The 22,947-nt window shown below is 48.3% G+C and carries 29 protein-coding genes and 1 pseudogene; 2 read left to right on the top strand and 28 right to left on the bottom strand.

The features are described from left to right. Positions 1 to 16: 16 nt before the first annotated feature. The 21 genes and pseudogenes from OQ289_RS05510 to OQ289_RS22140 form a co-directional block, all read right to left on the bottom strand. Positions 17 to 2,053 (bottom strand): TraM recognition domain-containing protein, encoded by a 2,037-nt coding sequence (locus OQ289_RS05510; RefSeq protein WP_270089753.1) that lies wholly within the window; start codon positions 2,051 to 2,053, stop codon positions 17 to 19. 35 nt (positions 2,054 to 2,088) lie between these two features. After that, positions 2,089 to 2,937: a conjugative transposon protein TraN gene (gene traN, locus OQ289_RS05505; protein ID WP_270089752.1), complete on the bottom strand. Its 849-nt coding sequence runs from the start codon at positions 2,935 to 2,937 to the stop codon at positions 2,089 to 2,091. A gap of 20 nt (positions 2,938 to 2,957) precedes the next feature. Next, a complete protein-coding gene (gene traM, locus OQ289_RS05500; RefSeq protein ID WP_270089751.1) occupies positions 2,958 to 4,121 on the bottom strand; it encodes a conjugative transposon protein TraM in 1,164 nt (387 codons plus the stop codon). A gap of 15 nt (positions 4,122 to 4,136) precedes the next feature. Further along, the gene (locus OQ289_RS05495) at positions 4,137 to 4,577 is read right to left on the bottom strand and encodes a hypothetical protein (RefSeq protein ID WP_270089750.1); all 441 of its coding nucleotides are present in this window, start codon (positions 4,575 to 4,577) and stop codon (positions 4,137 to 4,139) included. Next, positions 4,555 to 5,175, bottom strand: coding sequence for a conjugative transposon protein TraK (gene traK / locus OQ289_RS05490; RefSeq protein ID WP_148908905.1), 621 nt, complete (start codon positions 5,173 to 5,175; stop codon positions 4,555 to 4,557). The genes OQ289_RS05495 and traK overlap by 23 nt, the downstream gene beginning before the upstream one ends. Before the next feature lie 21 nt (positions 5,176 to 5,196). Then, positions 5,197 to 6,330, bottom strand: a complete 1,134-nt coding sequence (locus OQ289_RS05485) for a plasmid transfer protein (protein ID WP_028069942.1) — start codon at positions 6,328 to 6,330, stop codon at positions 5,197 to 5,199. Between the two features lie 27 nt (positions 6,331 to 6,357). Then, a complete protein-coding gene (locus tag OQ289_RS05480; protein WP_270089749.1) occupies positions 6,358 to 7,146 on the bottom strand; it encodes a hypothetical protein in 789 nt (262 codons plus the stop codon). Positions 7,147 to 7,148: 2 nt separating this feature from the next. After that, a complete protein-coding gene (locus OQ289_RS05475) occupies positions 7,149 to 7,823 on the bottom strand; it encodes a hypothetical protein (protein WP_270089748.1) in 675 nt (224 codons plus the stop codon). Further along, a complete protein-coding gene (locus OQ289_RS05470; protein WP_182982319.1) occupies positions 7,820 to 8,479 on the bottom strand; it encodes a hypothetical protein in 660 nt (219 codons plus the stop codon). Before OQ289_RS05470 ends, OQ289_RS05475 begins: the two co-directional genes overlap by 4 nt. Beyond that, complete coding sequence (locus tag OQ289_RS05465; RefSeq protein ID WP_202103796.1) at positions 8,476 to 9,138, bottom strand: hypothetical protein; 663 nt, start codon at positions 9,136 to 9,138, stop codon at positions 8,476 to 8,478. Before OQ289_RS05465 ends, OQ289_RS05470 begins: the two co-directional genes overlap by 4 nt. Next, positions 9,135 to 11,624 carry a TraG family conjugative transposon ATPase gene (locus tag OQ289_RS05460; protein ID WP_270089747.1) on the bottom strand — a complete coding sequence of 830 codons (2,490 nt, stop codon included), beginning with the start codon at positions 11,622 to 11,624 and terminating at the stop codon, positions 9,135 to 9,137. The genes OQ289_RS05465 and OQ289_RS05460 overlap by 4 nt, the downstream gene beginning before the upstream one ends. Beyond that, positions 11,596 to 11,907: a DUF4133 domain-containing protein gene (locus OQ289_RS05455; protein WP_182982322.1), complete on the bottom strand. Its 312-nt coding sequence runs from the start codon at positions 11,905 to 11,907 to the stop codon at positions 11,596 to 11,598. The genes OQ289_RS05460 and OQ289_RS05455 overlap by 29 nt, the downstream gene beginning before the upstream one ends. Beyond that, positions 11,904 to 12,212: a DUF4134 domain-containing protein gene (locus tag OQ289_RS05450; protein WP_028069947.1), complete on the bottom strand. Its 309-nt coding sequence runs from the start codon at positions 12,210 to 12,212 to the stop codon at positions 11,904 to 11,906. Before OQ289_RS05450 ends, OQ289_RS05455 begins: the two co-directional genes overlap by 4 nt. Before the next feature lie 41 nt (positions 12,213 to 12,253). Beyond that, the gene (locus OQ289_RS05445; protein WP_270089746.1) at positions 12,254 to 12,559 is read right to left on the bottom strand and encodes a DUF4134 domain-containing protein; all 306 of its coding nucleotides are present in this window, start codon (positions 12,557 to 12,559) and stop codon (positions 12,254 to 12,256) included. Between the two features lie 7 nt (positions 12,560 to 12,566). Next, entirely contained in the window at positions 12,567 to 12,887 is a 321-nt protein-coding gene (locus OQ289_RS05440) for a hypothetical protein (RefSeq protein ID WP_270089745.1), read from the bottom strand. Beyond that, positions 12,884 to 13,231: a hypothetical protein gene (locus OQ289_RS05435; protein WP_270089744.1), complete on the bottom strand. Its 348-nt coding sequence runs from the start codon at positions 13,229 to 13,231 to the stop codon at positions 12,884 to 12,886. Before OQ289_RS05435 ends, OQ289_RS05440 begins: the two co-directional genes overlap by 4 nt. Continuing rightward, positions 13,228 to 13,863, bottom strand: coding sequence for a ParA family protein (locus OQ289_RS05430; RefSeq protein WP_270089743.1), 636 nt, complete (start codon positions 13,861 to 13,863; stop codon positions 13,228 to 13,230). Before OQ289_RS05430 ends, OQ289_RS05435 begins: the two co-directional genes overlap by 4 nt. A 38-nt stretch (positions 13,864 to 13,901) precedes the next feature. Next, entirely contained in the window at positions 13,902 to 15,083 is a 1,182-nt protein-coding gene (locus OQ289_RS05425) for a relaxase/mobilization nuclease domain-containing protein (RefSeq protein ID WP_270089742.1), read from the bottom strand. Next, complete coding sequence (gene mobC / locus OQ289_RS05420; protein WP_270089741.1) at positions 15,080 to 15,490, bottom strand: plasmid mobilization relaxosome protein MobC; 411 nt, start codon at positions 15,488 to 15,490, stop codon at positions 15,080 to 15,082. The genes OQ289_RS05425 and mobC overlap by 4 nt, the downstream gene beginning before the upstream one ends. Then, positions 15,487 to 16,158, bottom strand: a complete 672-nt coding sequence (locus OQ289_RS05415) for a hypothetical protein (RefSeq protein WP_270089740.1) — start codon at positions 16,156 to 16,158, stop codon at positions 15,487 to 15,489. Before OQ289_RS05415 ends, mobC begins: the two co-directional genes overlap by 4 nt. Before the next feature lie 39 nt (positions 16,159 to 16,197). Continuing rightward, a pseudogene (locus OQ289_RS22140) lies at positions 16,198 to 16,536 on the bottom strand (DNA cytosine methyltransferase); the annotation flags it as partial. A 20-nt stretch (positions 16,537 to 16,556) separates the two neighbouring features. On the opposite strand from OQ289_RS22140, the gene OQ289_RS05410 reads away from it, so the two are divergent. Further along, positions 16,557 to 16,952: a hypothetical protein gene (locus OQ289_RS05410; RefSeq protein ID WP_270089739.1), complete on the top strand. Its 396-nt coding sequence runs from the start codon at positions 16,557 to 16,559 to the stop codon at positions 16,950 to 16,952. 300 nt (positions 16,953 to 17,252) lie between these two features. Here the strand turns inward: OQ289_RS05410 and OQ289_RS05405 are convergent, their stop codons facing one another. The 5 genes from OQ289_RS05405 to OQ289_RS05385 all read right to left on the bottom strand — a co-directional run bounded on the left by OQ289_RS05405 (position 17,253) and on the right by OQ289_RS05385 (position 20,369). After that, positions 17,253 to 17,906, bottom strand: a complete 654-nt coding sequence (locus tag OQ289_RS05405; RefSeq protein WP_270089738.1) for a toprim domain-containing protein — start codon at positions 17,904 to 17,906, stop codon at positions 17,253 to 17,255. 317 nt (positions 17,907 to 18,223) lie between these two features. After that, positions 18,224 to 19,078: a hypothetical protein gene (locus tag OQ289_RS05400; RefSeq protein ID WP_270089737.1), complete on the bottom strand. Its 855-nt coding sequence runs from the start codon at positions 19,076 to 19,078 to the stop codon at positions 18,224 to 18,226. A gap of 32 nt (positions 19,079 to 19,110) precedes the next feature. After that, on the bottom strand, positions 19,111 to 19,386 hold the full coding sequence (locus OQ289_RS05395; protein WP_270089736.1) for a hypothetical protein: 276 nt from the start codon (positions 19,384 to 19,386) through the stop codon (positions 19,111 to 19,113). A 293-nt stretch (positions 19,387 to 19,679) separates the two neighbouring features. Next, positions 19,680 to 20,006, bottom strand: coding sequence for a hypothetical protein (locus tag OQ289_RS05390; protein ID WP_270089735.1), 327 nt, complete (start codon positions 20,004 to 20,006; stop codon positions 19,680 to 19,682). 108 nt (positions 20,007 to 20,114) lie between these two features. Next, the gene (locus OQ289_RS05385; protein ID WP_270089734.1) at positions 20,115 to 20,369 is read right to left on the bottom strand and encodes a helix-turn-helix domain-containing protein; all 255 of its coding nucleotides are present in this window, start codon (positions 20,367 to 20,369) and stop codon (positions 20,115 to 20,117) included. A 110-nt stretch (positions 20,370 to 20,479) separates the two neighbouring features. Between OQ289_RS05385 and OQ289_RS05380 the strand changes: the two genes are divergently transcribed. Continuing rightward, complete coding sequence (locus tag OQ289_RS05380; RefSeq protein WP_270089733.1) at positions 20,480 to 20,698, top strand: hypothetical protein; 219 nt, start codon at positions 20,480 to 20,482, stop codon at positions 20,696 to 20,698. Here the strand turns inward: OQ289_RS05380 and OQ289_RS05375 are convergent. Both OQ289_RS05375 and OQ289_RS05370 read right to left on the bottom strand, forming a co-directional pair. After that, entirely contained in the window at positions 20,693 to 21,871 is a 1,179-nt protein-coding gene (locus OQ289_RS05375) for a hypothetical protein (protein WP_270089732.1), read from the bottom strand. The two genes, OQ289_RS05380 and OQ289_RS05375, sit on opposite strands and share 6 nt — an antisense overlap. Before the next feature lie 136 nt (positions 21,872 to 22,007). Further along, on the bottom strand, positions 22,008 to 22,946 hold the full coding sequence (locus tag OQ289_RS05370) for a helix-turn-helix transcriptional regulator (RefSeq protein ID WP_270089731.1): 939 nt from the start codon (positions 22,944 to 22,946) through the stop codon (positions 22,008 to 22,010). Between the last annotated feature and the right edge of the window lies 1 nt (position 22,947).

The following is a 22,947-nucleotide window of genomic DNA, read 5'->3' as shown; positions in this document are numbered from 1 at the left end:
TTTAAAAGTCGGGCGACTATTTTCTTTTGTTGTACTCCGTTGTTTCGGTTGGTGTTGGGAATTGCATGTTGTCCTGAACGGGAATAAACTGTTCGACTATTTGTTCAACTTCCCTGTTGATACGGAAAAAATTGTCCAATAGGATTTCTTCTTTTCGATCACCAAAGTCGTAATAGGTCGGCAGTTCCCGATAATTTGCTTCTTCTTTTTTGATGGCTTCCATATCCAGATTGACGCGGCAGTTAACCGCCGTGGTCTCGTATTTGCCCGTGTAGGTTTCCATCGTATCACGAGCAACGATACCCACGATTTCACCCGCTTTTAATGATGCTATCTTTCCGGCGGGTATCAGCGGTTCAAGTTTTTCATTCAGAGATAGCGAGGTTTTCGTACGGTCGATGCTTAGGCTTTCTCCCGTCTGTTTGACCTTACCAAACAAACGTTCCAGCCATTCTAATGTTTCTTTGCTCCTGACCGCACCGGACAGTACATTACCCATAATAGACGTGATGGTTTCCGCTGTTTCCTTGCCGTACTGTTGGCGTAACATAGGCAACTCCTGAAGCCCCAAGACCACCCCGGAAAAATTGGATCTGCTCTGTGCCACCAATAGGTCAACACGGTGAATATACAAGCTGGTGGCCTCATCCACCACTAAACCGATGGGTAAATTGCCTTTCGTATTGATAAGTTTGGTTACCCGATTAAGTACCACCGACAGGCAAGCGGAGTTGATGCTCTGGGTTCGCGGGTCATTGGCAAGCACCAGAACACCGGGGTGTTTGGGATTGCTGACCTGTAGTTCAAAATCATCCGCACCGAAAACCCAGAATGTTTCTTTGGTGGCCATTCTGCTGATAAAGATTTTTAGCGTTCCAACTTGCCCCTCCAGTTGATCGTACGATTTCGCCTTGTAGGCAGACATGAACGGCGACAAAAGGGAAGCAAGCTCCCCGTTACTGAACAGCACCGTAAAAATCTGTTCATACGACAGATTAAGAAAGGCAAGTACATGGGGCAGACTGGAATAGCGTCCATCTTGATAGCTACTGAAAAAGTAAATACAGGCGGCAAGGAAGTTGATCGCAGACTGTGTAAAGAATTGGTCGCTACCACCGCTTTTGTCTCCCTTTTTCAACGCTTCAACGAGCGCTTCGGCCGTTTCCGAAGCATCTGCAAGGGTATTAAGATACTCCCGTTTCAAAGGGTTTACCCGTCTGCTTTTTTCGGGTTCATTGAGGTTGATAACATGGAAGCGGTAATTCTTGCACCGACCGTTCTGCTTGGCAAGCAGGTAATGATAATAGGCAATTTTGCCGAGATCGGGGTATTTCAGATCGTATAGGCACATGGTGAACGAATTGGCCAGCATTTGACGGATGATCGGCATGATGATCCCAAACGATTTTCCGCTGCCCGGAACCCCGCAAAGAAGCAGGCCCCTAAAAATATTTTCAATTAAAATATACCCTTTACGGACTTTTCCTTTGTAATAGAACAAGGTCGGAATATTGATCGCATATGGGCTTACGACGGGCTGGGTCGGCTGCATAAAGGATTCTTCTTCGACATTCCAGCGATCCTTTCCCAGATTGGAGCTTATGATCTTGGATACATTGTCCATTGCCATGTGTACCAAAATCGCTCCCGCAAAAGCACTCGTGATATAGGCGAGGTCATACCAATTGACCGATTGCCATATCGGGGCTGCTTCACGCCCCTGCAACCAAAGGCCCGAAAAAAGGATAAGCATCCCCAATGCCAAAGGATATACGACCTGTGTCTTGGGATTGAGGTCTTTTTTCTTTCGGCTCAATGTTCCAACGGAGACCAGACAGATCAGCACGAGTGTAAAGAGTTTGCTGTTTATCAGTTCGGCATAAAACGGCACTCTCGAAAGTCTCTCCGCAAACAGGAACAACCCGTTATCGGTTGTTCCTGTAAAGAGGAAGCTATCTACATAGAAAAAAAGAAAGACTTCGAGAACGACGGATAGGTATATGCCAAATTGCAGGGAGCGGTAAAGCCCCTGTTGCTCTTTGGTTTCCTCCATAATAATTTGATTTTCAAAGATTGGATACAGCCGACCTAAAAGGTGTCGGCGTTCAGAATATCTCCGTACTTTATTTTTAGATTGACCGTACGGCCTGAAATCTGTTTTTCGGTGAGCGTTACCCGAAGTACCTTACTACCGGGAAAGGTTGCCTTTTTTAGTACGAACACATTGCGGTGTCTTTTCTTAAACTCCGTCAATGGTTGGTATTGCCACAAGGGTTTAATCTCGACGGTCTGCACGTTCGTTGCTTTGGTGATTTTCTTGTCCTCAATGAAAAACCGGAGTTCATCCACATTGTAAGAAAGGTTTGAGGTATTGGTAAATGATACGTCAAGAAAGATATAATCGCCCAATGTGCTGATACCGTTAAGTACAATGACTACACCGTATTCCTTTGTGCTTCGTACAGGATTGTGAACACTTTTTGTAAGCAGGCCAAGCGCAAGGTTTTTCATATTGCTACGGCTCAATCCGATCTCCGAAAGTTCCAAAGGCCGGGTGTGTTCCGGTTTGATTTCCAGCATGGCCGGAATGCTCTCGTCATTAACCCATAATGGGGCGGTTAGGCGGTATTGCGCCACGAAGTTATCGCCTACAATGGTAACCGTTCCGAGTTCATAATCGAGGTGTTCTGTCTGCGTGGTATCCTCGTTCAATTTGATCCGCAATACGTTTTCAAGGGGCAGGTCGCCCGATACATGGTGCGAAGCAATGTCAACGTATTGGATGGGTTCGGGTGAAAGGATATGCACCGTATGGCCACGGTGCAGGCTTAGTTCGGGAAGTGTTCCTAATCGGGTATCCGTAGCCTGTTGACTGTGTGCGGAATATCCGATACAACATAAAAGGAAAAGGATAAGAAAATGATGTTTCTTTTTCATGGTGAAATCTTAAAATGGTTTTACTGTTTGTAGTTCTGTTGGTTTTGGCGGAGTGCCTGGGGATCGATGAGGTACACCATCGTATTGAATTTTAATTTAGCCCTGTTCTTCCGTATATGCTTTGATACGGCGGTCGTTGTGGATTGGAACATCCGCTGAATGGCGCTCATGACCAACTGGCTATTGTTTTCGGCCTGTTGTTGCAGGGTAATTCCCTGTGTGGTGTTACCGCCAAGCTCTCGGCTAAACTCCCTGAATGCCGACGCGGGCACGTACAGTCCGGGGGAACCGTCATTGTCGTAGATTTCCAACCGGACGGGCAATATGTTGTTTTCGTGCATAATGGAAGTGATGGTAAGCAGCACCCGTTGTCCTGAAAAACCGGAAATCCTTGCAAAAACGTGGATACCTTTCTTAACGATGTGCTGTCCGACCAAAAGGTCATCCATAAGCCGTATCCGTAGACGGGAATCGGCATAACCCGTTATGTTTTCGTCAATGATGGCTTGAATGAAAGTATTGTCGCTTTCGGGGCGGATGGTGTTGAATGCTCCCTGACCTGTACCGTATTTGGAAACGGAAAGACGGGGCTGGTTTTCGAGTTCTTTTTTCGCTTCCTCCATGCGTTCACGTTCCCTGCGGGCAGCCTGTTCGTCGGGGTCATTCGCCCTTGCCATACTGTCCGCATAGGCCATCTGTTTGCGGAAAAGTTCCATCGGATCGGTCCTATCCGGTTCCTCTTTGGTCGGTTCGGGTTTTCGCTGTAATGAGGAAAGGGCCTGTTGCAATGCTCGGTCTTGGTCGTCATTTTCCGAATCTCCGTTAACGGAAACAGGTCGCTGATTTTTTAGCGCCCGCTCGATGGAATCAAGCCTGCGCTTTTCTTCCTCATTGTAGAGTTCATCAAAACGGAATTGTTCGGCTCTTTCTTCCTGTAACTGGCCTATTGCTGTATAGCCATCACCACGGCGGTACTGCTCACGGTAGGCGGCAAGTTTGTCTGATAGCGCGCGGTTCTTCACGTCCTCCGATACTTCGGCAATCTGGCCCTGCAAGGGATCGCCCTCTTGTTGGGGTTTTTCTTCCTTTGCAAAACCTGTTTGGTAGACGTAAAAAAACAGGCATAGAAAAGGCAGTGCTATGAGGGGCAGCACATAGCGCGGTTGTCTGAAATTGATTTTCATGTTTGTTGGATTGTATTAGGGTGAATTTTGGTGTTTGTTTGCTTCGGCCAGTCGCTTTTCGAGTATCTGCATCCTGTCGATGGCACTTTCCATCAGCAGGCTGTCGGCACTGTCCAAACTGTCCTTTTGCATAAGCGTGTCAAGGACGGTACGGATTTCAAGCAGTTCCTTTAAAGCTGAAACGGTGGTGACGATACCGCCCATTCCGTCCATTAGGGGCTGTTGTACCGAAAGTTGTAAGGGTTCTTTCTTCGGTATTTCCTTTGGGAGAAAAAGAAAGCATCCAACGGAAACGAGGATGCTTACCACCATTGCCGAAAATACCGCACGTGGCCGGGCTTCAAGAAACCGTTTGGTACGTGTGATGCTCCCATCGATGTACTTGCCAAACTCCCTGTAAAAAGCTGCCCACAAGGTAGTGTCGGGTGGTCGGTTAGAAGTTATTTTTTTGAACATAGGATATATCTTTGTTTTCGAGTGTTTTCCATCGGGTTATCAGTACACCATGACCATTGTTCTCCGTGCGCATTTCAAGGTCCCGTAAATAGCCCTCGGTGACCAGCGAGCGTATTACGGTAGAGCTGCGCCGATCTATGGTCTGTTTGCCATAAAACTTAAAGTATTTCTTTACCGGATCGACGTGGATGGAGTCCGTCTGGATGGTGAGCACGGAGCTGGACGATAGCACGGAATTGAAAAATCCCTTTTCCCGCAGGTTGTTGTACTGCAATGCACCGGATTCATCGATCAGGTACATGGCTTTTTTCATCTGGTATTCGATAAACTTTTCGTCGGGCGCGAGCGTAAAGAACAGTGAATGAAAAAGGTTGATATGTGTACGGTATTCCACGGGCCTGTTTACCTCTACGTCGGTTTGGCTTGCGGACATGGGTACATTATTGGCATCAAGTATATATACGGATTTCCGTGCATTGCCGACCTGTTTGTAGGCAAAAAAAGACACGGCCACCACCATGAGCAGGGCGGCGATCAGGCTTGCCCCTGCAATAAAGGTGGCAAGCCTGATCTTGGCTTCGATATTTTTTATTATCATGAAATGAAGTGTGTAAAAGGGTTAAAACTTGGCGATGATCTTTCTTGCAGCACGTCCCATATTGGATGCTCCGCGTCCCATTGTACTGGCGGCAGAGGTGATGCCGGATGTCGATACGATCCATGTGCTGATACTCGGCACGGTGAGCATGGTCAGTCCTCCGATCAGGAACGTTACGATGACGATACCGAAACTCAAAATTCCGTTGCCCGCAAACCAGCCCATTTTCTCCAATGTGTCGCCCGTGCTTTCAAGGAGTTGCTGATAACGGGTGATCTCGGCTTCCATTGCATATTGTTGGAATAGACTGGCTACGTGCATGACCAGATACGCAATGCCCGAATAGAGGTTAACGGCGATAAACCGGGCTATCCACGTACCAAAGGAATCCCTAAAGGCAGGCAGGATACTTACGGCAACACTAAACGGGCCTAAAATGATAAGGATGGTCGAATAGATGATCTGTATAATGAATATGATATAAACGCAGATGCGCAATACCCAGACGGCCAACGTTTCTAAGGTATAGGTCGCCAGTAGCTGTAACCCTACTTGCATACGGTTTTTAAGTTCAACGATTGGGTTCCATACCGAAGCAAAACCCTCTTTTACGGTTGAGGTAACCGCATCCCATGCCTGACCGTACCACGTATCCGCTTCTTTTTCGGCGATTTCGGTTTCGGCCTGTATGGTGGTCAGTTGATCGGCAACGTCAACCATGAGTTTTGCACGTTGCAGGCGTAGGTTGTTAACTTCGATCTGTCCGCTGTCAAACAGGCTTTCCGTTTTGGCGGCAACGATGTCCGTGGGGTATGCAAGTACGCGGGTAAACGTTCCCCACCAGATAATGACCATCACGAGCCCGAAAGGTCGCAACAAAGGCATGATTTCCATTTTTTTGTCGCCCGCCATCATTTCGTACGATTTGATGGCAAAGAATATGAGCATGAAAATGGCGGCAAGGGCCTGTGCATCGGTGATGAACGTATCGAAGTGCGTCCATATCGTGTTTTTCATGCCTTTGAGAAAGTGCATGACACCCTCCTCATAGACACCGTTCCCCTGTAAAAAATTGAACGTGTCTTTAAAGGAATCGGGCACGTTTACAGGATTTCCCTGCAATAAAAAACGGGGCATTAGCCCCGTCATGTTCATAAAGTCCATAAAGTAATTTGATTTTGGTTATTGGGTTCTTTTTAGGATGTCCTCCGCAATCTGTACGTCGGAACGATCCGTTGCAAACTCCGGCAGATCGGGGTTATCGCTTTGCAGGCGGTCACGGCTCCCCGCCAATAAAAGGAATTTGGCGGCATAGTTCTTTTTAGCTTCCCATGCGGACAGTAGTTTTCTATGTTCCCCAAGCAAACGGTGATAGGCCATGATACGGCTGCCACGGTCAAGCGTGGTCGTTCGGGCTGCTTCCAACCGTTCTTTGAGTTCTGCACGTTCTTCGCTGTACCACTCCAATAGACCTTTATTTCTCAAATAATCCCCCACGTCCGGTGAAAGTCCGGCAAGTGGATCGGCCTCTGTTCCGTCGATAAGGTTTCCAAATTCCTTGCGGTAATACAGAAGCCACAAAGGATCGACATCCGTGACCAGACCGGAATAATTGAGGGCTTCGGTCACCGCCACATTTCGGATGGTATCTGCATGTTTTTTATAGGCTTCGTCTGTCTGTTGCATGGCCAGTACCATACCCATGCGCAAGGTCTGTGGCCCTGTACCGCTCAACGGTCGGCGGTCAGTCTTGGGGTAATTGGGGTGCCACGCCCAGGTGAGCCAATATTGGTAGTTCAGTCCCAAAAAACCTTTGGTCGGCGTAAACTTCTTTCGATCCCATTGCTTATGAACCATGCGTTCCTGTTGGTTTACGATATGTTTATCGGTCTGTCGCTTCACGTTCTGCGCCATCGTTCCCGTAATGGAAAATAGGAACAGCAGTAGCCCTGTGATGTATTTTGTTTTCATGTTCAGTCCTTTAGTAGATAATAGTTCCTTATGATCTCGTCCGCTTTGCGTTTGTCCATATTGATAAAGTTTCGGTATGGGTTCGCCATTTTCAGTACACCGTTGATCTTCGCCCAATACATTGACCTTTCCATGCTGAATACCAATGCCCGGATTACTTTCAGTTCCAGAATGATCTTGCGCATGAGGTGGTCTCTTTTTTCGTAGTCCATCAGCACGTTTTTTCCCTCTTGTAGCACGAAGTCGGATACTTCGGCGGCAAGGTTTATGCCCCTGTCCTTTAGCTGGCGGGCAACGTCCTCGGCAAAGAGCAATAACCACGGTTCGCCTTTGGCAGTTTCGAGCATCTTCGTGCTGTGGGTGGCGATGTCCTGAACAAGCCTCGAAATATGGAGCGCGGAGCGGCCGGACTTCAATGCCCGATCCACTTCGGTCAATGATCGGTGGATCATGTTCTGCACCAGCACCACGGAAGAAAGATTGACGTTAATATCGTCGATCCGTCCGCAGATGTTGCCGAGCATATTGTTATGGGTCTGTTCGGAAATCAACCTGACAGCACCGTTTTCGTTTACGATGGCAAGATGCTTGGCATCATAGATGATCGTCACATAGCTCTGGGCGAAAGTCATCTTTGAAAGACAGATAAACAGCAGGATGATAAGTTGCTTCTTCATGGTTTAAATTCCTCCAATTGCCTTAAAATATTATCGACTATACGCTTGTCCTCATTGATATAACCGGAAAACGGATTGAGGGAATCGAGCAGCTTTTTTCGTGTCGAATAGTATAGGGTAGCTGCAAGCCCCCTTGATGCTCCTGCGATCTTCCGAAGCTCCTGCAGGACGTGTCCGTAAAGTATTCTCCTGTCGCTCGCTTTCATCTGGTTGAGGTCGCCGATACTGATAAAAAGTCCTGTCAGGTAGCGTGCGAGCTGCACGGCTTTTTCTGCCATATCTTTTTCTGCATCGATGGCAAGTAAAAGAAATTCGGGGTGTGTGGAAACAATGCCTATAATCCTTTTTTGTTGGTTTATGATCTCGGTTACGATTGGCGCGGATTCAAGCCCCATACTAAGCCCCTGCAATGCAGTTCCCAAAACTTGAAAACGGCTGTGCAACTGCCGATAGCGGGTTTTGAGTTTTGCCGTTTCTTCTCGGTTTACTTCCTCGTTGGCCGAGGTGATGGCCTGTCTGTTTCTTGCGGTGATCTGGCGGTCGTATTCATCTTTGCTGTGTTCGACCAATTGGTGGAGCAGCTCCACATTGAGCTGTGCGTTTGCTCTGGTCAGGGCGATGACCAAAAGCAAGAGGGTCAGGATAAAGTATCTCATCGTTTGAGCAATTTTGAATTACGGATAATGTCATCGGCAATCTGTTTGTCGATATTGATAAAACCAGCGTATGGGTTGAGGGAGTTAAGGATACCGCGCTGTTTCGCCCAATACATACTTCGGTGCATCCCAAAGGCTACGCCTCGCAGGATAGTCAATTCGGTACGTATCCGGTTGAGCAGTTTTGCCCGTTCGCCCGCATCCATAAGATTATCCTTTCCACCTTTCAATACAAAGGCACTGACCTCCGCAGACAGGTTGGTCGCCCGTGTCTTAAATTCCCGTGCGCCCGCTTCGGCAAATAGCAGGAGTACCGGATTTCCCCTTGCAATGTTCATTGCCTTTTCCACGTCGTTAACGATGTCAAGGGAAATGCTGGCAATGTCCTTTACGGTGAGCAGTGAACGGACAACGCCGGATACTTCGCTTAACCCTTTATAAATCTTGTCCTGCAAATCGTTCACGATCAGGAGCTGGCCCGTTACGGCGAGCTGTCCACGTTGGATAAGTGTGAGATTGTCGTTCACGTTGCCCAGCTGGCTGTTCATCACTCCGGCATGGACGCCCGTTGCGGCTGCGACGGCGGGGTCAATGTAAATCTGCCCTCTTGCATAGAAAACAGCAAGGGACAGGATCGTTATTGCAATAATTCGTTTCATGTAAAATCAGGTTTAAAATATTCTCTTTGTGTTTCAACTGGCGCATTGTTCTCGTTTACCCTTTGCACAAAATCGCCCAATGCAAGACCGCTCTTTTCCATATCGGACACGAACGCCGTTAGGGCTTTTGGGTAGCTGCCATGATGTTTGGCGTAAATCTCCACGGCGCTTTTTTCGGGTTTTTCGGTCGTGAACGCCAAATGGTGGTAAATACTAACCTCCACGCCGTACACTTCCCCGACATTTCCCCGACGGATATAGAACTCGTTGAAACGGGCACGTCCGTCCTTGTTGTCAAGACGGTTTATCGTGAAAATCTTCTTCTGTTCGGCCTCGGTGATGGAGAGCAATTCGGCAACCTTTCTAAAATCGGCCTCGTTCTGTTGCAGCAGGATGATGGTATCCGAATTGTTTATGATGCTGTCCTTGATAATGGGGTTGCCGATGATGTCATTGATTTCCTGCGTCACCTCGATGATTTCCCCCCAAAACTTCCGCACGGTCTTGTTTAGGTATAAAAGGAAATTCGCCATCATTGGCGAGGAAATGGCCCGCCATGCTTCCTCCAAGATCAGTGTTTTCCGGCGGTTCTTCCTGTGGCGCATCTTTTGCACGAACAGATCCATTATAATCAGCGTTACGATTGGCAGGAGCGTCTTGTTATTCTGTATATTGTCAATTTCATAGACTATGAACCGTTCGTTGAATAGCGATTGGTCGGCATCTTCGTTCAGTATCGCTTCGTATTCACCCCCTCTGTAAAACTTCTTTAATACAAACCGAAATTCTTCCACGTCAAAAGCGATGCTTTCTTCGTTTCTTATATCGGGGATTTTCCGAACGGCAAATTCATAAAAGGAATTAAAGTCCAACCTGTCTACGCGGTCTTCGATGGCTTTATCGAAATGATGGGCGTAATAGGCTGAAATGACATTGGAAATTACGTCACGCTCGACGGTGGTTACCGAACCCTCGGAACCTTTCCAGAGCAGACAGATCAACGTTATCAAAAAATCCTTTTTCTCGATGTTGTATTCTTCCTCGCTGATCGCAAAGGGGTTCATCGTGATAGGCTTTTCTTCCGAATAGGTGATGTACTTGCCCCCATAGGTGCTGCAAAGACCGGAATAGGAATGCCCCATGTCCACGATCACCACGTCCATGTTGTATTGCAGGTACTGTTGGACGATCGCATTTATGGCATAACTCTTACCCGTGCCACTGCTACCTAACACGAAGCGATTGCGATTTTTTATACGGCCTGTCCTCATAACGAGGTCCGACGGGTCCAGCGCCACGGGCACCCCTTGACGGTCGGTAAACCTTAGCAGAAACTCCGAGGGTTCGTCGGTCGGCAGCCTTTCCTTGAAAAAGAAACAGAGGGCGGCATCGGCCGTCGTCAGGAACCAATCGTACTTTTTCAGTTCCACGCCAACGCCCGGCAAGGCACACCGGAACAGTTCCAATTGGTTGTAGGCATTGCGTGATGGGATGATCCCCTGCTGGAACAGGGCGGCTTCGATAAAATTGGCCGTTTTGTCGATCTTGTCCGTATCGGCACATACGATCATGGAATAGTGCGCATTTACCAATAGCTGGTTGTCGCGTGCCACGTCTACCAATAAACGGTCTATGTCCTCCACGCACATGAGGTTTGCCGGATCGGGTACGCTCGAATGCCTTTTGCGTTTTACTTCAAGTTTGCCGAGCGTGATCTGTTGGCTGGGTATCTCCAATAATTGGTTATAGATAATGATACGATAACCGGGAACATGGTGCAGGAAAAACAGGTTGTCCACCGGAAAATCACGCATACCGTTCGTTTCATTTTTGGCCGTAAAGGTTCCGACCTTTTCGGGCAGGTCAACCGAATCGGTGTTGACCATGCTGATACAGCGGACGGCCCGGTCACCGATCCGTAACTCACGGTCTGCACAACGGAGATTGTCCAACGTGATGTGTGGCTGCTCAAACTCCACGGCGAGCACCCTGTTTACAAAACGGTTTATTTCCGCTTCGGTGAGGTATGCGGGGTTAAGTGCGGCGCCGGAAAGCAGGTCAAATACTTTGGCCATGTTCTGCCCGAAAGTGGCCAGCACTTTTTTGTCATAGGTGTAGAATGCCCCTTTTTTGACCAGACGGGTAACGGTCAGGTAGGTTCTGATTTCGGTATATTCCCGACCCTCAAAATGTTCTTGGTATTTCTGTTCCAAGAACTCGGTTGCAGGTTTGGGCTGGTATTTCCGTTTGATGAATACGTCGTGCTTTTGGATGATATGCCCCTCGCCAAGTATCTTGATGACGTTAAGCAATACCTGTTGGAAAGCGGTATAGGCTTCGGGATCGGCGCCATACTGTAAGACGGGATTGGTCAGTCGCATCACGACTGAAAAATCGCCACGGTCGCCGTACAGTATGGACATGCCCTGATAATGGTCAATACCCACGTAGGGCATTTCAAAGGCTGTCTTTCTTTCTGTTCTCATAGCTGATCGATAAATGGACGGGGTGGATAAATACGCCTCGGTGGCGGGTTTTGTCATGGAGACCGTTACCCTGTTTCATGAATGTATAGGCAAGTCCTGCACCCATCAGGGCAAGGGTAGCAAAGCCGCCCAGGATCAGGTTGGTCAGTGCGCCGATAAGTCCACCGATGGCCAGACCACCGATAAGGGAACCTATGCCCCAATAGATAAACTTGCCCTTGAAACCGCGGTAAATAAGGGGCTTTTGCAGCCCCTTATAAATTGGATAACGCCCGTGTGTCATACGCCGAAAAACGCTTTGATGACCACCGACACGAGTACCAAGAACAGGCAGGAACCTCCCCACGACATCAACTCTTTATTGATGTCCTGATCTCCACTGTTCCACTTGATGTACACCCGTATTCCCCCAATGAGCCCGACGACCGCGCCGATGGCCAGAATGAGCGTCGAAATGGGGTCTACGTAGCTGGTCAATGATGATGTGGCGGCATCGATACCAACTGTACCACCTTGTGCGAATGTTGATTGGGCCGCGGAAAGGCAAAGCGCGGCCATTGCAAACAGTTTTTTAGTGTTTACTGTCATAGAGATAATGGATAAAAAGTGAATAAAAAATGATAGGATTGTTAGTTTACCCCGAAAAGGGCCTTTAGTGCGGCACCGACGAGCGATAGGAAAAGACAGGAAAAGAACCATCCCATGACCTGTGCATCGATATGATGCTTGCCGGACTGCCAGTTGCTGTACACCCGCAAACCACCGAGCAGTCCGCACACGGCACCGATGACAAAGGCAAGGTCAGAGAAGTTGTAGTACCACGTATTGACTTCTTTGCGCACTTCCCTAAATTCGGCAAGGCCGGGCTGGGCGGTTGCGTACAGGGCAAAAAAAATGACAGTAAGGAATACTGCCACAAAGCGGATTGGTCGCATAATGGATTTAATAAGGGATGGCTTTGGTGTACTCGACCACGTCGTTTTGCATGAGCGATACGAGTTGCTTTAGGTTTATGCCTCCTGTGGATTGCAGGGGGCCGGATGAGATAACGGGTTTCCCCTCCGTTACCATAGGTTCGTTTTCTCTTTTGGATGGTTCGGGAATAACCCTTTCGGGCGGTGAATCTTCATCAAATGTCAATTCGTTTCCTCCATCGGCCGCCCGCGGAGCACGGAGTTGGATAAACAGGTCATACAGTACGTTTAGGGCATAGTAAATGCCATAGATGGCGATAACGCCGAGCAGGAATTGTGTCCAGTTCATAGATCAAGGGTTTTAATGTGTTCTTTGATGTATCGGGTGAGTTCGGGATGGGTTTTTAGAAATTGGTGCAGGCTGTAGGATATGATCTTGGTCATGTCGATACCTTTGGCAACTTTCAGTTGTTTGAGTAGAAAAAGGGTCTTGTCGTCCAGACGGATCAGTAACCGTTCACGCCCGGTCAGTTCATGGTTTTGGATACTTTCAAACAGGCGTTCCAGTGTTTCCGTTTTTTTCTTTGGTGTGTCCTTTGGTGGTTCTACAGGGGGGATTTCATTTGCCTGTGGCGGTTTCCCTTTCCGCATGGAATCCCGAAGCTCGTCGGCAAGGCTTTTTATTCCGCTCATAATGGTTCCTCCTTAGCAATGTACTGTTCATAGATCAGGTCTAAGAGCGGCAGGATAACGGGATATAGGATGATCGGTGTCTGGAATGTGTTTACCCGCTGGAAGTCTATACGGTCTGGCAGGCTGGGTGCGACCGTACCGAAACCGCGCAGGACATTTTCGACTTCCGTCCGGGTTTCGTACTTGACGGTGTTCTTGATACGGTTTGGCACGAAGATCAGGGGCGCCCGCCTGTTGATCCTGCCCATTACCATTGCAAACAGCAATGTCGAGTCCACCGAAAATTCGTCAAAGGCAAACGGACAGATCACCGCATCGGCGGCAGCAAATATGGGGATCAGACCATCGTCGTCCATCTTGCCCGGCAGGTCGATCAGTACGATTTCGTTCCGTGACTTCCCCAACCTCCGTTGCATTGCCGGAAAATGGCTGAGGTCTGCGGGTACGATTTCGTACAGCGGTTCATTTTCCAAGATTTTTGCTTTCTCGGCTTTGGCGGAAAGTGATTGCTGGTAATCCATGTCAAGTATCGTAACCCGCCGTTCTTGTTGCTGGGTCAGGTAGTTGGCGAGCAGCAGGGTGAGCGTACTTTTTCCCGCCCCGCCTTTTTGGTTTCCTATAAGTATGAGCATAGTGCGTGGGTTTTAAAGGTGTTGTTGATAAAGTGATGTCAGCGGGTATTTGTACGGGCTTTGCGCTTACGTCTCCGGTTGCGTCCGTGGATCGCTTCATCGTCGATGTCGTCGGAAATGTCAATCTGGATATTTGGTATCCATTGCTCGGATGTTCCCTGTACATGATCGGTATAGGTAGCGGTTTCTTCTGGCGGCGTTTTCTGTTCCTTTTCGTTTTGTCCAGTCCTGTCCGCTTTAGTCTCTGCTCTGTCCGCTTTGGCAGATATTTCGGGTGTATTTTCCGATGGTGCGATAAATTCTGCCAACGGCATGAGGTCTTTGCCCTTGTAGACCATTTTCCTCGAATGGTCGATGACGGTATAACCGTAAGGTGGTTTTCCGTCCTTACCGTGAAATATGATCTGTATCCCGAATTTGTCCGTTAGCATCTGCGCCATTGCCGACGTGTAGCCCGATGGAGCGGACGATCTATTACCGGGAAGCGGGGCCGTAACATGAACAACCGCCGGATCGTACTGGCCACGGTACTTGGCAAAGACAGCGCGGAGCTGTGCCAGCCGACTGATGTCTTTACTGAATGTGCCGATTTTGGCGTCCACCTGTTCCAAAGGGACCGTACCTTGTCTTTTGCCGTAACGACTGATCTGATAAATCCCATCGGACAGTTTAAGCGAATAGCCCCGTGCTTCAAGTATCATCATGAATTGCGCCCGTGTGGAGAAACCATAGCTCAATGCTTTTTCGATATTCTTGTCGATCTCCTGTTTTTCGTCCACGCCAACGATACGGTTCAATACCTCGTAGGCACGGATTTTCTCGAAGCTGTCGTTTATCTTTTTGCCGTCTCGGTCTACCCGTGTGGAAACGATATGGATATGGTTGTTTGCCGTGTCCTTATGGAATACCAAGAGATAAGGTTGTTCGCCGTAACCCATTCCTTTCAGCCATTGTTCGGCGATGGCTGTAAGTTGTTGCTTGCTATGGGAACGTCCCTTGCAGGAAATGACGGCGTGGAGCTGTGGGTACTTCGTCCGTTTACTGGCTGCGGATTGAGCTTCCATATAATTGACGTAGTCTTCTGGACGGAGATTTTGCAGGGCTTGCAAGGCACCGAAACCCGATACTTTCATCAGTTCGCCTTTGTCCTTGTCCACTTTGTTCGTATTATAACGCACCCCTTTGAACGTGGTTGACGGGTCAAGTATCTTAACGATCATGTTTGCCCCCTTATAAGCCTGATAAGCCGCCGGATGGACTGTTCCAATTCCCGTTGCAACCTGACATATTCGGTTAGCAATGGGGCAAGGTCACGCAAAATGGCGGAGTGCAGCATTCCCTGTTGTTGCAAGGAATTGGCGTGCTTTGCCAATTGATTGATATTGTTGCCCGATCGGCCTATCTCTGTTCCGATACTGTCCAGCAGTTTCATGATTTTGGTGGTATTGACCAGCATCTTTTTGGAATGTTGGAGCACACGGATACGCACGATGTCCGCACGGCTTAGGCCAAGCACTTTTTCAAGTTCGAGAAACTGCGCCCGTTCCGCTTCGCTCAACCGGAGTTCAAAGCGTCGGGTACGCTGTTCATGGGCTTGGGGTTTTCGGTTTCCTGTTCTGTTTTTCATGGTGCTTGGTGGTTCAAGGTGACGGACTGGATTGCTTTAAAGATTTCAAAGGCGACCTGCGGAACGATGGCGTTGCCATAGGCTTTTATGCTTTCGGTTCGCCACGCAGGAAAGGTAATTCCGTCCAGTCTTTCGGAAAGCCCATCATCTCGGACACAAAACGGGGGTTCACTTGGCCATCCCGTCCATAGGGGAATGTCGTGCCATCGACCTGTTCCGCTGTCGGCAGCACTTTCAGCAAACGCTTCTGTATTTCGTTGGGCATCCTCTCGGTTATTTCCTCTGCCGGGCTCCATAGGGAGATCAGGGCGTGGTACACCAGAAAATCCGTCAGGGAAACCTGACCACCGTTGCCCCGCTCGTTCTTCCTGTCCTTTAGCCGTCTTCTGTCCTGCGCCTGTTCCATCGTTGTTTTTATATTGCTTATCTCGGTGGCCGTCGGCGTGGGCAACAAACCAAACCCGATCCCGTTGGTGTGGAGCGCCAACGGCAGCAGCCGGAATACACAAAACGATTGGTGTGCCGTCTTCAAGTGTCGGAAGTACATATCCTGCTGATCCGATTTCTGAAATGATGCTTCCGATAACGCGTCGTTGGAGTCGGATGATGGTACTTGTTGCAGGTTGCTCGTCGTCCTGACAAAAAAGCTCAACCGCTTTGATCTCCATTTCAGAAAGACTATCGGGTTCGAGAATGGTGAACAGTCCAGTAACGTTTTCAAGAACGATCCACTCCGGCCGTGCTTCCTTAATAATTCGGATAGTCTCCGGGAAGAGGTAACGGTTATCTTTCGCCCCCTTTCGCCGTCCGGCCTGACTGAACGGTTGGCAAGGAAAACCTCCGCTGATGATGTCGATATGTCCTCGATAGTGAGCTGCCCGAAAATCGTAGATGTCTTCATAGTGTGTTGTATTTGGCCAATAATGTTTGAGAACGGTTCGGCAGAATGGGTCTTTCTCGCATGAGAAAACGTTTCGCCAACCCATCCATGAAGCGGCGATGTCGAAACCGCCGATGCCCGAAAAAAGGCTACCGTGTCTTAGCATGGTGATGGTTTTAATGGTTTATGGATGTTTCGTCGCGTAGCGACGATATGGTGCGCTATGCAGGAGAAAAAGGGAGTTGCGACCTTTTTCCTACCCTGGTACGGATTCGCTCCACCGGAGCCGGGCCGTTCCGGGGCAAGTTGGTTTTTGTGGGTACGGCATCGAGGTACGAGAGCCGTACGTACAAAAACACAACTTGCGCATTACAAAACAAAAAAGAGGGGTTATACCCCAAAGGGCAAAAAAGCGGGTCGGGGTGCTTTTTTAGGCACTTGGATTCGGAGATGGTCAATATTATATCTGAACATTCGGATATTTATGTATCCATATATCTGAACAGCTACATATCTGAACATCTGTGTGCCCGTATATCTGAACACCTACATATCGGGATATCTATGTATCCATCTATCTGAACACCTACATATCGGGATGTCTATGTATCCGTATATCTGAACACCTACATATCGGGATGTCTATGTATCCATATATCTGAACACCTACATATCGGAATGTCTGTGTATCCGTATATCTGAACACCTACATATTGGGATATCTATGTATCCATATATCTGAACACCTACATATCGGGATGTCTGTGTATCCGTATATCTGAACACCTACATATCGGGATGTCTATGTATCCATATATCTGAACACCTACATATCTGAATATCGGTACCTATACTCTGCAACTTGTCCGCTCCCTCCGAAAGTCACCGTCTGGGGCCCGCACGTTGATGCTGTAGTTCCTGCTCGTTTAGGACTGCCCTTAGCATATCGTTGTAATCCTTATACGCCCCATAAACACCGGATCGGTCTTTGGCCTGTGGCACGGCTTCGATCAGCCTTTGTGTACAGTTGCGGCCGGGTTCGTCATTGTCGAAATACACGTCCACGGTGGCTATGCCTTTAACCCGCTCGATGGCGTTCTTCAATTGGACGATGGAATTTAGGACAATGGCGGTGGGTGCAGGGTCTGGGCGGTTGACTTTGAGCCAGCTTAGGTAGTCCATATAACCCTCAAAGAGAACGGCATGTTCTTGATTGCCGGGTATAATGGAAATCCCCTTTTTACCGATACTGCTCTTGAAGCCTTTGGCATTGGTAAACTCCCAATTGTCAAGTTCGTTCTTCCATCCAATGGCATAGAAAGTGTTTTTATTTTCGTTGTCGAGACGGTTTCTGTAATAGATTTCTTGCAGTTGTCCATTTGCAACGTCCAATATCCCACGTTCTTCAAGGTATTTGGTCAGGACAAAGTTTCTGCCGATAGGCCCGGTTCGGACGAGTTCAAAGGTATAGCCTTTTTGTTCCTGTTCCGAAGTGGATTTGACAGGTTTGTAGGCTGGTAACGTGGAGACCTGCATATCGCAGGTGTCCTTTATCTTGTTTAGTACCTCGACAAAGGAAAGCTGGGGCCAATAGGCAAGGCCGAGCTGGACGATGCCACCGCCCTGAACGCCCGTTGCGTTCGGACCGCCGCGGTCAAGCCATTTGCCACCCTCATCCCAAACCGTGAGGGATGGCGTGTCTTGCTTGGTCTCCCTTAGCATACTGTGGTAGAAAAGTTCCTTGCCGGATTTACGGACGGGATGGTGGCCGAGCCGGGCCAGGAAGTCTGAAATCGGGATTTCCCGCAGGTCGTCCACGTTTACATATTTAGACATAAGCAGGGATTGGATAATTAAAGGGGTATAACTTCGGTATCCGGTAGTTTATCATTGAATACGTCTCTCGCTGATTGGTATCCGATCCTCGTATCATCGACATAGAATAGTACCCTTTCAAAATGGCGGGCACGTTTTACCGATGCGGACAAAAAATCGGGATGGTTCAATATCAGTACCGATGCGTAGTGCAGATATTTATCATGTCGTCTTTTCAGATAGTCCACATAATCGGGGAATATCGCGAGTACATTTTCGCTCACCGAAATAGAGGTCATTCCTTTGGGGCCTATACAGCCCGTATAATTTTGGGCGCGTACTTCCCAACCTCCATTTTCGGTAGGCCAACCCGCAGCACAGAAGTCCTTGCGGTTGCCTTTTTGGTCAATGACATAATAATAGACTTCTTGTATATTCAGGTCGGCGAGTTCCCAAAGGCCGCTTTCCATCAGAAAATCAGTGATCTCCCTGTTGTATCCCAACGGGCCCGTATTGTCGATTTCATAATGGGGTATCTTGGTTGCTTTTCGTTTACGTCTGGGCCTGTCTTTTCGATTTGCCACCCTCAATTCTTTGTTCAGTATTTCTTGGAGACGCTCCCCGATTTCATCAGTTGATAGATCGGCCCAATATGTACGGGCAAAGTCCATGAGGTTGCCACCTTTGCCAAGTAGACCGAATGAGCTGTCAAACCAAGTGTTCAATCGGTTATTGACCGTTAGGACTATTTTGTTATCGGTACGCTTTCCGAACACGCTGGCGTACCAAAATTCATCTCCGTTGGTCGATATAGGTTCTTGCCCCAATGCTTTGAGCAGGGAAACGAGGGTAATTGGTTCGTTGGATGGTGTTTTGTTTTTGTTGGGTGTCATGAGATTTTTTTTTGATGTGATGATGAGTAGGTTTATAGATAGCGCATGGCTTCCCGTGACTTGCTCACGGCTTCGATCTCCATACGATCGATGCGCCAAGCGGCGGAATGGTCGCCGTCCTTTCGCGGGGTAATCAGTCCCAAGCTGATCCAATGCTCTACGTTTTTTCGTCCGTAACGGCGGAACGCTTCCGACTTTTTGAGGTACGGCCTGATATGCCCGGTCTTGGAAAGGGCCAGTTTTGCACCCATTTCGGCGGCATAGGAAAGCAATGTCTGCAATTGCAGCGGTGTCAATAGTATGTTCATAGCTTCTTGGGGTTTGATGGTTTACTGATATGGGGAATAGGGTTTTCCCCGATGGAACCGGCAACGGGCAACGAACCCGAAATGATCCGCTCTTGCCGATTGGGATAAGTTGTCGGAGCTACTCACGTCAGTCCGTACGGACCGGGCTACTGCCTGCCAATGCGCTTTCAGCATATTGGTATCGCCAAGTATCGGCTAACCTCACTTTCGCAAAATTTCCCGTTCCTCACGGGATAATGCTTCACTCCTGAGTGTCAAAGAACATCCATGCACCGCTATCGCAGCGGATGCGCTTACCTGTCCGTTATGGGCAGGTAGGTGATCCGATTGCTCGAAGCCGCAACGGCTTCGAGTTCCGATCTGTCAAGAAAAATCTGAGAAGTGTCGGTAGGTTGTTGCGCGGAGATCAGCCCCTCGCGGAGCCATCTGTCCACATTGCTCCTACCGTACAGGCGGTAGGCATCGGCTTTGGTCAGCCGATCAGGAACGGAGCGTTCTTCGTTGATTGCTTTTGCTGTTCCCTGTTCGGCTGCATTTTTTAGCAGCATTGCCAAATCCATGTACTTCATTCTTCCAGATGAGGTTATTTTCCCATTGGGTACAAAGCACGAAAATGGCATAGGGCAAAAACAGTGAAAGGGGGTGAAAAAAAAGTTTCACCCCCAAGTCAAAATATAGGTTCAAATGGAATTAAAGCGTGTTTTTCAAGAAATTAAAGGGAGTGGATTTTATCGGAGAGATTCCGAATCCGTCAAAAAGGAGAGGGTAACATCGAGCCCTTTGGCTATGGCATACAGGGTGCTCAAACCGGGGTCGGTCTGGCCCAATTCGATGTAGGAAAGTTGACGGTAGTCGATGCCTGAGAGTTCGGCCAACTTTTCCATCGTCAACCCTCTTTCCGACCTTAGGTTTCTAACCCGTTGGCCGAGAGCTTTGATTATATCGTCATTCCGTATGTGCTTCACATGACGAAATTGCGACATAATTAACTGCGATGTTATGAAGTATATTTCACACTTAGGATTTGGTACATTAAATTTGTAGTGGTAAGAATATTTATGGTTAATTTTCACCTTGTAATTCAGATCAACAGATGACAACCTTTGATAAATACCTTGCGGCATTGGGCATTGATGCCGATTTTGTTAAACAAGCTAAAGGCATGGGTTTGGAAACCGTCGGCGACATCATGGACATTAAATTGCCCGATCTGCGAAAGAAGAAAGGCTTCAACTACATCTGGTATTCCGTCCTTTTGGAAGTGCTGGAAAAGCAGGGTCTTCTTAACGAGTTCCAGCGTCGGCAATTATGAATCGTTATGGTTGGACGTACTGTAATGCTCGTTCAGCCAATTGACCATACCGATCAGGAGCCCTTTCATTTTCTTTGCGCTGGAAAATTCCACATCTGTTGATTTCTTTTGCAGGCTTTCCGAGGAAATGGCTGGGGTCTTGGGTGTCCGGAAGTATGCGGCAAAATGGGCAAACGTAGCCCCGATGTCCTCTTTCACCAACAGCCCTTTCTCGATGAACAGGCGGATGAGCAACCCGAATTGAGCCACAGAAAGGTTGAGCAGTAGCCTTCCGCCGGATTCGGCGAGTTTTCCGTCCCGGAATTCCATCCTCCGTATCTTGATCCGCTGGCTCACGTGACGTTTCTTCTCTTTCAGAAATTCCTTTAATTGGGTACAAATGGATAGGTCATCGGCTAAACACTTCATTTTCTCTTTAGGTGTCAATCCGTTGAACCTGTCCTCTATACCGATCAGTATTTCCATTTGGCGGTGCAGGTTTGGTTCATTGGATAGTAAGTGGTTGCAGCGTTTTGTCCAATGGTGAAAAAAGGCGGGTATGTTGAAGTCCAACTGATAGAGCAGGTCCTCGACCGCTGATGTTCCAAGCGTCGCCACTTCGTCCAAAGCATCCATGACGGCGAGCGCGTAGGCCACGTCTGACCTGTTAATCCCATTCCGCGAGACCAGCATGTGCAGACCGTCCACCAATAATGTATATAATTCGGGTTCAATCTCCGCAGCCCTTATCCAGTGTTGCAGGGCGACCAGTCGTTTTCTCAATGCCATCCTGATACCCGGTATGGAATATGCGGTGAGGGGAATGCGGGAAAGTATTTCATGGTCGATCCTGCCACAGTCTTCCAGAAGCGATTCCAGTAGCACGAGCGTTTTACGGTAATGGTTCCTTATTTTTTCGCTCATACCTTTTTCTTTTCGCTGTTTGGACATTGCGGTCAGAAAGCCATGTACCTTATCGCTGGCGATGACCAATTGCATCAGCAGGGTCCCGGCCTGTTTGTGGGATGTTCCGAGCCGTTCGGCAAAATAGGGTCTGAACATAGCTATTCCTGATGCCAACCTACCGTCGATATCGGGCAATTGCTGCTCCGTTTTCAGCAAACTTGACATTAGGCAATGCGGGTGCAGGTCACGTTCCAGCGCATACAGCCATTCCATTGATTTGCTTTCCATAACCGTCAATTAATAGATGTACAACCATGAACCTGTAAAAATGGTAGATGAGAGCGGATTCACACTAATAGGCCAAAGCGTATTTTTCTACGTGTGGACAGCGTAATCCATTGGTAAACCAGCTATTTTGCTAATCTTAAAAGTCATTCATCTTCTTGACAAGTTCGGATCTGGAATTGACAAGTATTTTACTGAATATATTCTGTACGTGCTTGCTCACGGTGCGGTCGGAGATGAAAAGTTTGTCCGCAATCTCCTTGTAACTTAGCCTTTCACATATCAGGTATACAATTTCGATTTCGCGGTTGCTCAAACCGAAGTGCTTGCTGTTCCTTTCGATGGCTTCGGGGTTGATCGGCACCAGTTCCAGATCGGCAAGTAATTTTTGTTCGGCGCGTCCGACATTGACCGCCCGGTAGAGCAACAGGGTGCTGATGGTAACAAAACCCACATTGGTAAACAGGGTTTCGGTCAACTGGCCGCATTGGAAGTATACCACCGGAGCCATAAAAGACCACGGCATGATGGCGGCATAGGCAGCCACCTCCTCAATATAACGGTTTCTGTTCCTTTTCTCGCGGTAGGCGTACCGGATGGATCGGCCTATGGCTACCAACAGGACGAATGAATGGCATGTGGGTATGATGTAGCCGTATTTATGGGTAAAGGCCAGGTCTCCATGAACGGAGTAACCGATGACGAAAAACGCCAGATAAGGCAGCAGTAAAAACAAGGGCACACCATAGACGGCAAAGAAGCGTAGCTTTTCCAACCCGAATGCACGATAGAAGTAAAAGGGGAAATAGGATACGACCGCGAAGCCCGCTCCGTTGACGATGATGTGCTGTATGTTTAGGGCGATGTTGTATGCCGGATCAGGAAATAGCCCATTAACCACGTTGAATAACAACAGCAATAACAACAAGCCAAGATACCATAACTTGGATTTGTCCTGCGGTCGGTTGATGTAAAGTGCGCTTTGCGCCCCGATGGCGACGAGCCCAATGATTATGGCCAACAGTGTGACCGTGTGCATTTGAGTACAGCCGATATTCATAGGTTTCAATTTTGTCATT

Source organism: Sphingobacterium sp. SYP-B4668 (assembly GCF_027627455.1).
GTDB lineage: Bacteria > Bacteroidota > Bacteroidia > Sphingobacteriales > Sphingobacteriaceae > Sphingobacterium.
This window is presented reverse-complemented; position numbering and strand designations above follow the sequence as displayed.

Coding starts and splice junctions, on each gene's coding strand:
- OQ289_RS05510 (WP_270089753.1), bottom strand. CDS start 2,053: ATGGAGGAAACCAAAGAGCAACAGGGGCTTTACCGCTCCCTGCAATTT.
- traN (WP_270089752.1), bottom strand. CDS start 2,937: ATGAAAAAGAAACATCATTTTCTTATCCTTTTCCTTTTATGTTGTATC.
- traM (WP_270089751.1), bottom strand. CDS start 4,121: ATGAAAATCAATTTCAGACAACCGCGCTATGTGCTGCCCCTCATAGCA.
- OQ289_RS05495 (WP_270089750.1), bottom strand. CDS start 4,577: ATGTTCAAAAAAATAACTTCTAACCGACCACCCGACACTACCTTGTGG.
- traK (WP_148908905.1), bottom strand. CDS start 5,175: ATGATAATAAAAAATATCGAAGCCAAGATCAGGCTTGCCACCTTTATT.
- OQ289_RS05485 (WP_028069942.1), bottom strand. CDS start 6,330: ATGAACATGACGGGGCTAATGCCCCGTTTTTTATTGCAGGGAAATCCT.
- OQ289_RS05480 (WP_270089749.1), bottom strand. CDS start 7,146: ATGAAAACAAAATACATCACAGGGCTACTGCTGTTCCTATTTTCCATT.
- OQ289_RS05475 (WP_270089748.1), bottom strand. CDS start 7,823: ATGAAGAAGCAACTTATCATCCTGCTGTTTATCTGTCTTTCAAAGATG.
- OQ289_RS05470 (WP_182982319.1), bottom strand. CDS start 8,479: ATGAGATACTTTATCCTGACCCTCTTGCTTTTGGTCATCGCCCTGACC.
- OQ289_RS05465 (WP_202103796.1), bottom strand. CDS start 9,138: ATGAAACGAATTATTGCAATAACGATCCTGTCCCTTGCTGTTTTCTAT.
- OQ289_RS05460 (WP_270089747.1), bottom strand. CDS start 11,624: ATGAGAACAGAAAGAAAGACAGCCTTTGAAATGCCCTACGTGGGTATT.
- OQ289_RS05455 (WP_182982322.1), bottom strand. CDS start 11,907: ATGACACACGGGCGTTATCCAATTTATAAGGGGCTGCAAAAGCCCCTT.
- OQ289_RS05450 (WP_028069947.1), bottom strand. CDS start 12,212: ATGACAGTAAACACTAAAAAACTGTTTGCAATGGCCGCGCTTTGCCTT.
- OQ289_RS05445 (WP_270089746.1), bottom strand. CDS start 12,559: ATGCGACCAATCCGCTTTGTGGCAGTATTCCTTACTGTCATTTTTTTT.
- OQ289_RS05440 (WP_270089745.1), bottom strand. CDS start 12,887: ATGAACTGGACACAATTCCTGCTCGGCGTTATCGCCATCTATGGCATT.
- OQ289_RS05435 (WP_270089744.1), bottom strand. CDS start 13,231: ATGAGCGGAATAAAAAGCCTTGCCGACGAGCTTCGGGATTCCATGCGG.
- OQ289_RS05430 (WP_270089743.1), bottom strand. CDS start 13,863: ATGCTCATACTTATAGGAAACCAAAAAGGCGGGGCGGGAAAAAGTACG.
- OQ289_RS05425 (WP_270089742.1), bottom strand. CDS start 15,083: ATGATCGTTAAGATACTTGACCCGTCAACCACGTTCAAAGGGGTGCGT.
- mobC (WP_270089741.1), bottom strand. CDS start 15,490: ATGAAAAACAGAACAGGAAACCGAAAACCCCAAGCCCATGAACAGCGT.
- OQ289_RS05415 (WP_270089740.1), bottom strand. CDS start 16,158: ATGGAGATCAAAGCGGTTGAGCTTTTTTGTCAGGACGACGAGCAACCT.
- OQ289_RS05410 (WP_270089739.1), top strand. CDS start 16,557: ATGGATGTTTCGTCGCGTAGCGACGATATGGTGCGCTATGCAGGAGAA.
- OQ289_RS05405 (WP_270089738.1), bottom strand. CDS start 17,906: ATGCAGGTCTCCACGTTACCAGCCTACAAACCTGTCAAATCCACTTCG.
- OQ289_RS05400 (WP_270089737.1), bottom strand. CDS start 19,078: ATGACACCCAACAAAAACAAAACACCATCCAACGAACCAATTACCCTC.
- OQ289_RS05395 (WP_270089736.1), bottom strand. CDS start 19,386: ATGAACATACTATTGACACCGCTGCAATTGCAGACATTGCTTTCCTAT.
- OQ289_RS05390 (WP_270089735.1), bottom strand. CDS start 20,006: ATGCCATTTTCGTGCTTTGTACCCAATGGGAAAATAACCTCATCTGGA.
- OQ289_RS05385 (WP_270089734.1), bottom strand. CDS start 20,369: ATGTCGCAATTTCGTCATGTGAAGCACATACGGAATGACGATATAATC.
- OQ289_RS05380 (WP_270089733.1), top strand. CDS start 20,480: ATGACAACCTTTGATAAATACCTTGCGGCATTGGGCATTGATGCCGAT.
- OQ289_RS05375 (WP_270089732.1), bottom strand. CDS start 21,871: ATGGAAAGCAAATCAATGGAATGGCTGTATGCGCTGGAACGTGACCTG.
- OQ289_RS05370 (WP_270089731.1), bottom strand. CDS start 22,946: ATGACAAAATTGAAACCTATGAATATCGGCTGTACTCAAATGCACACG.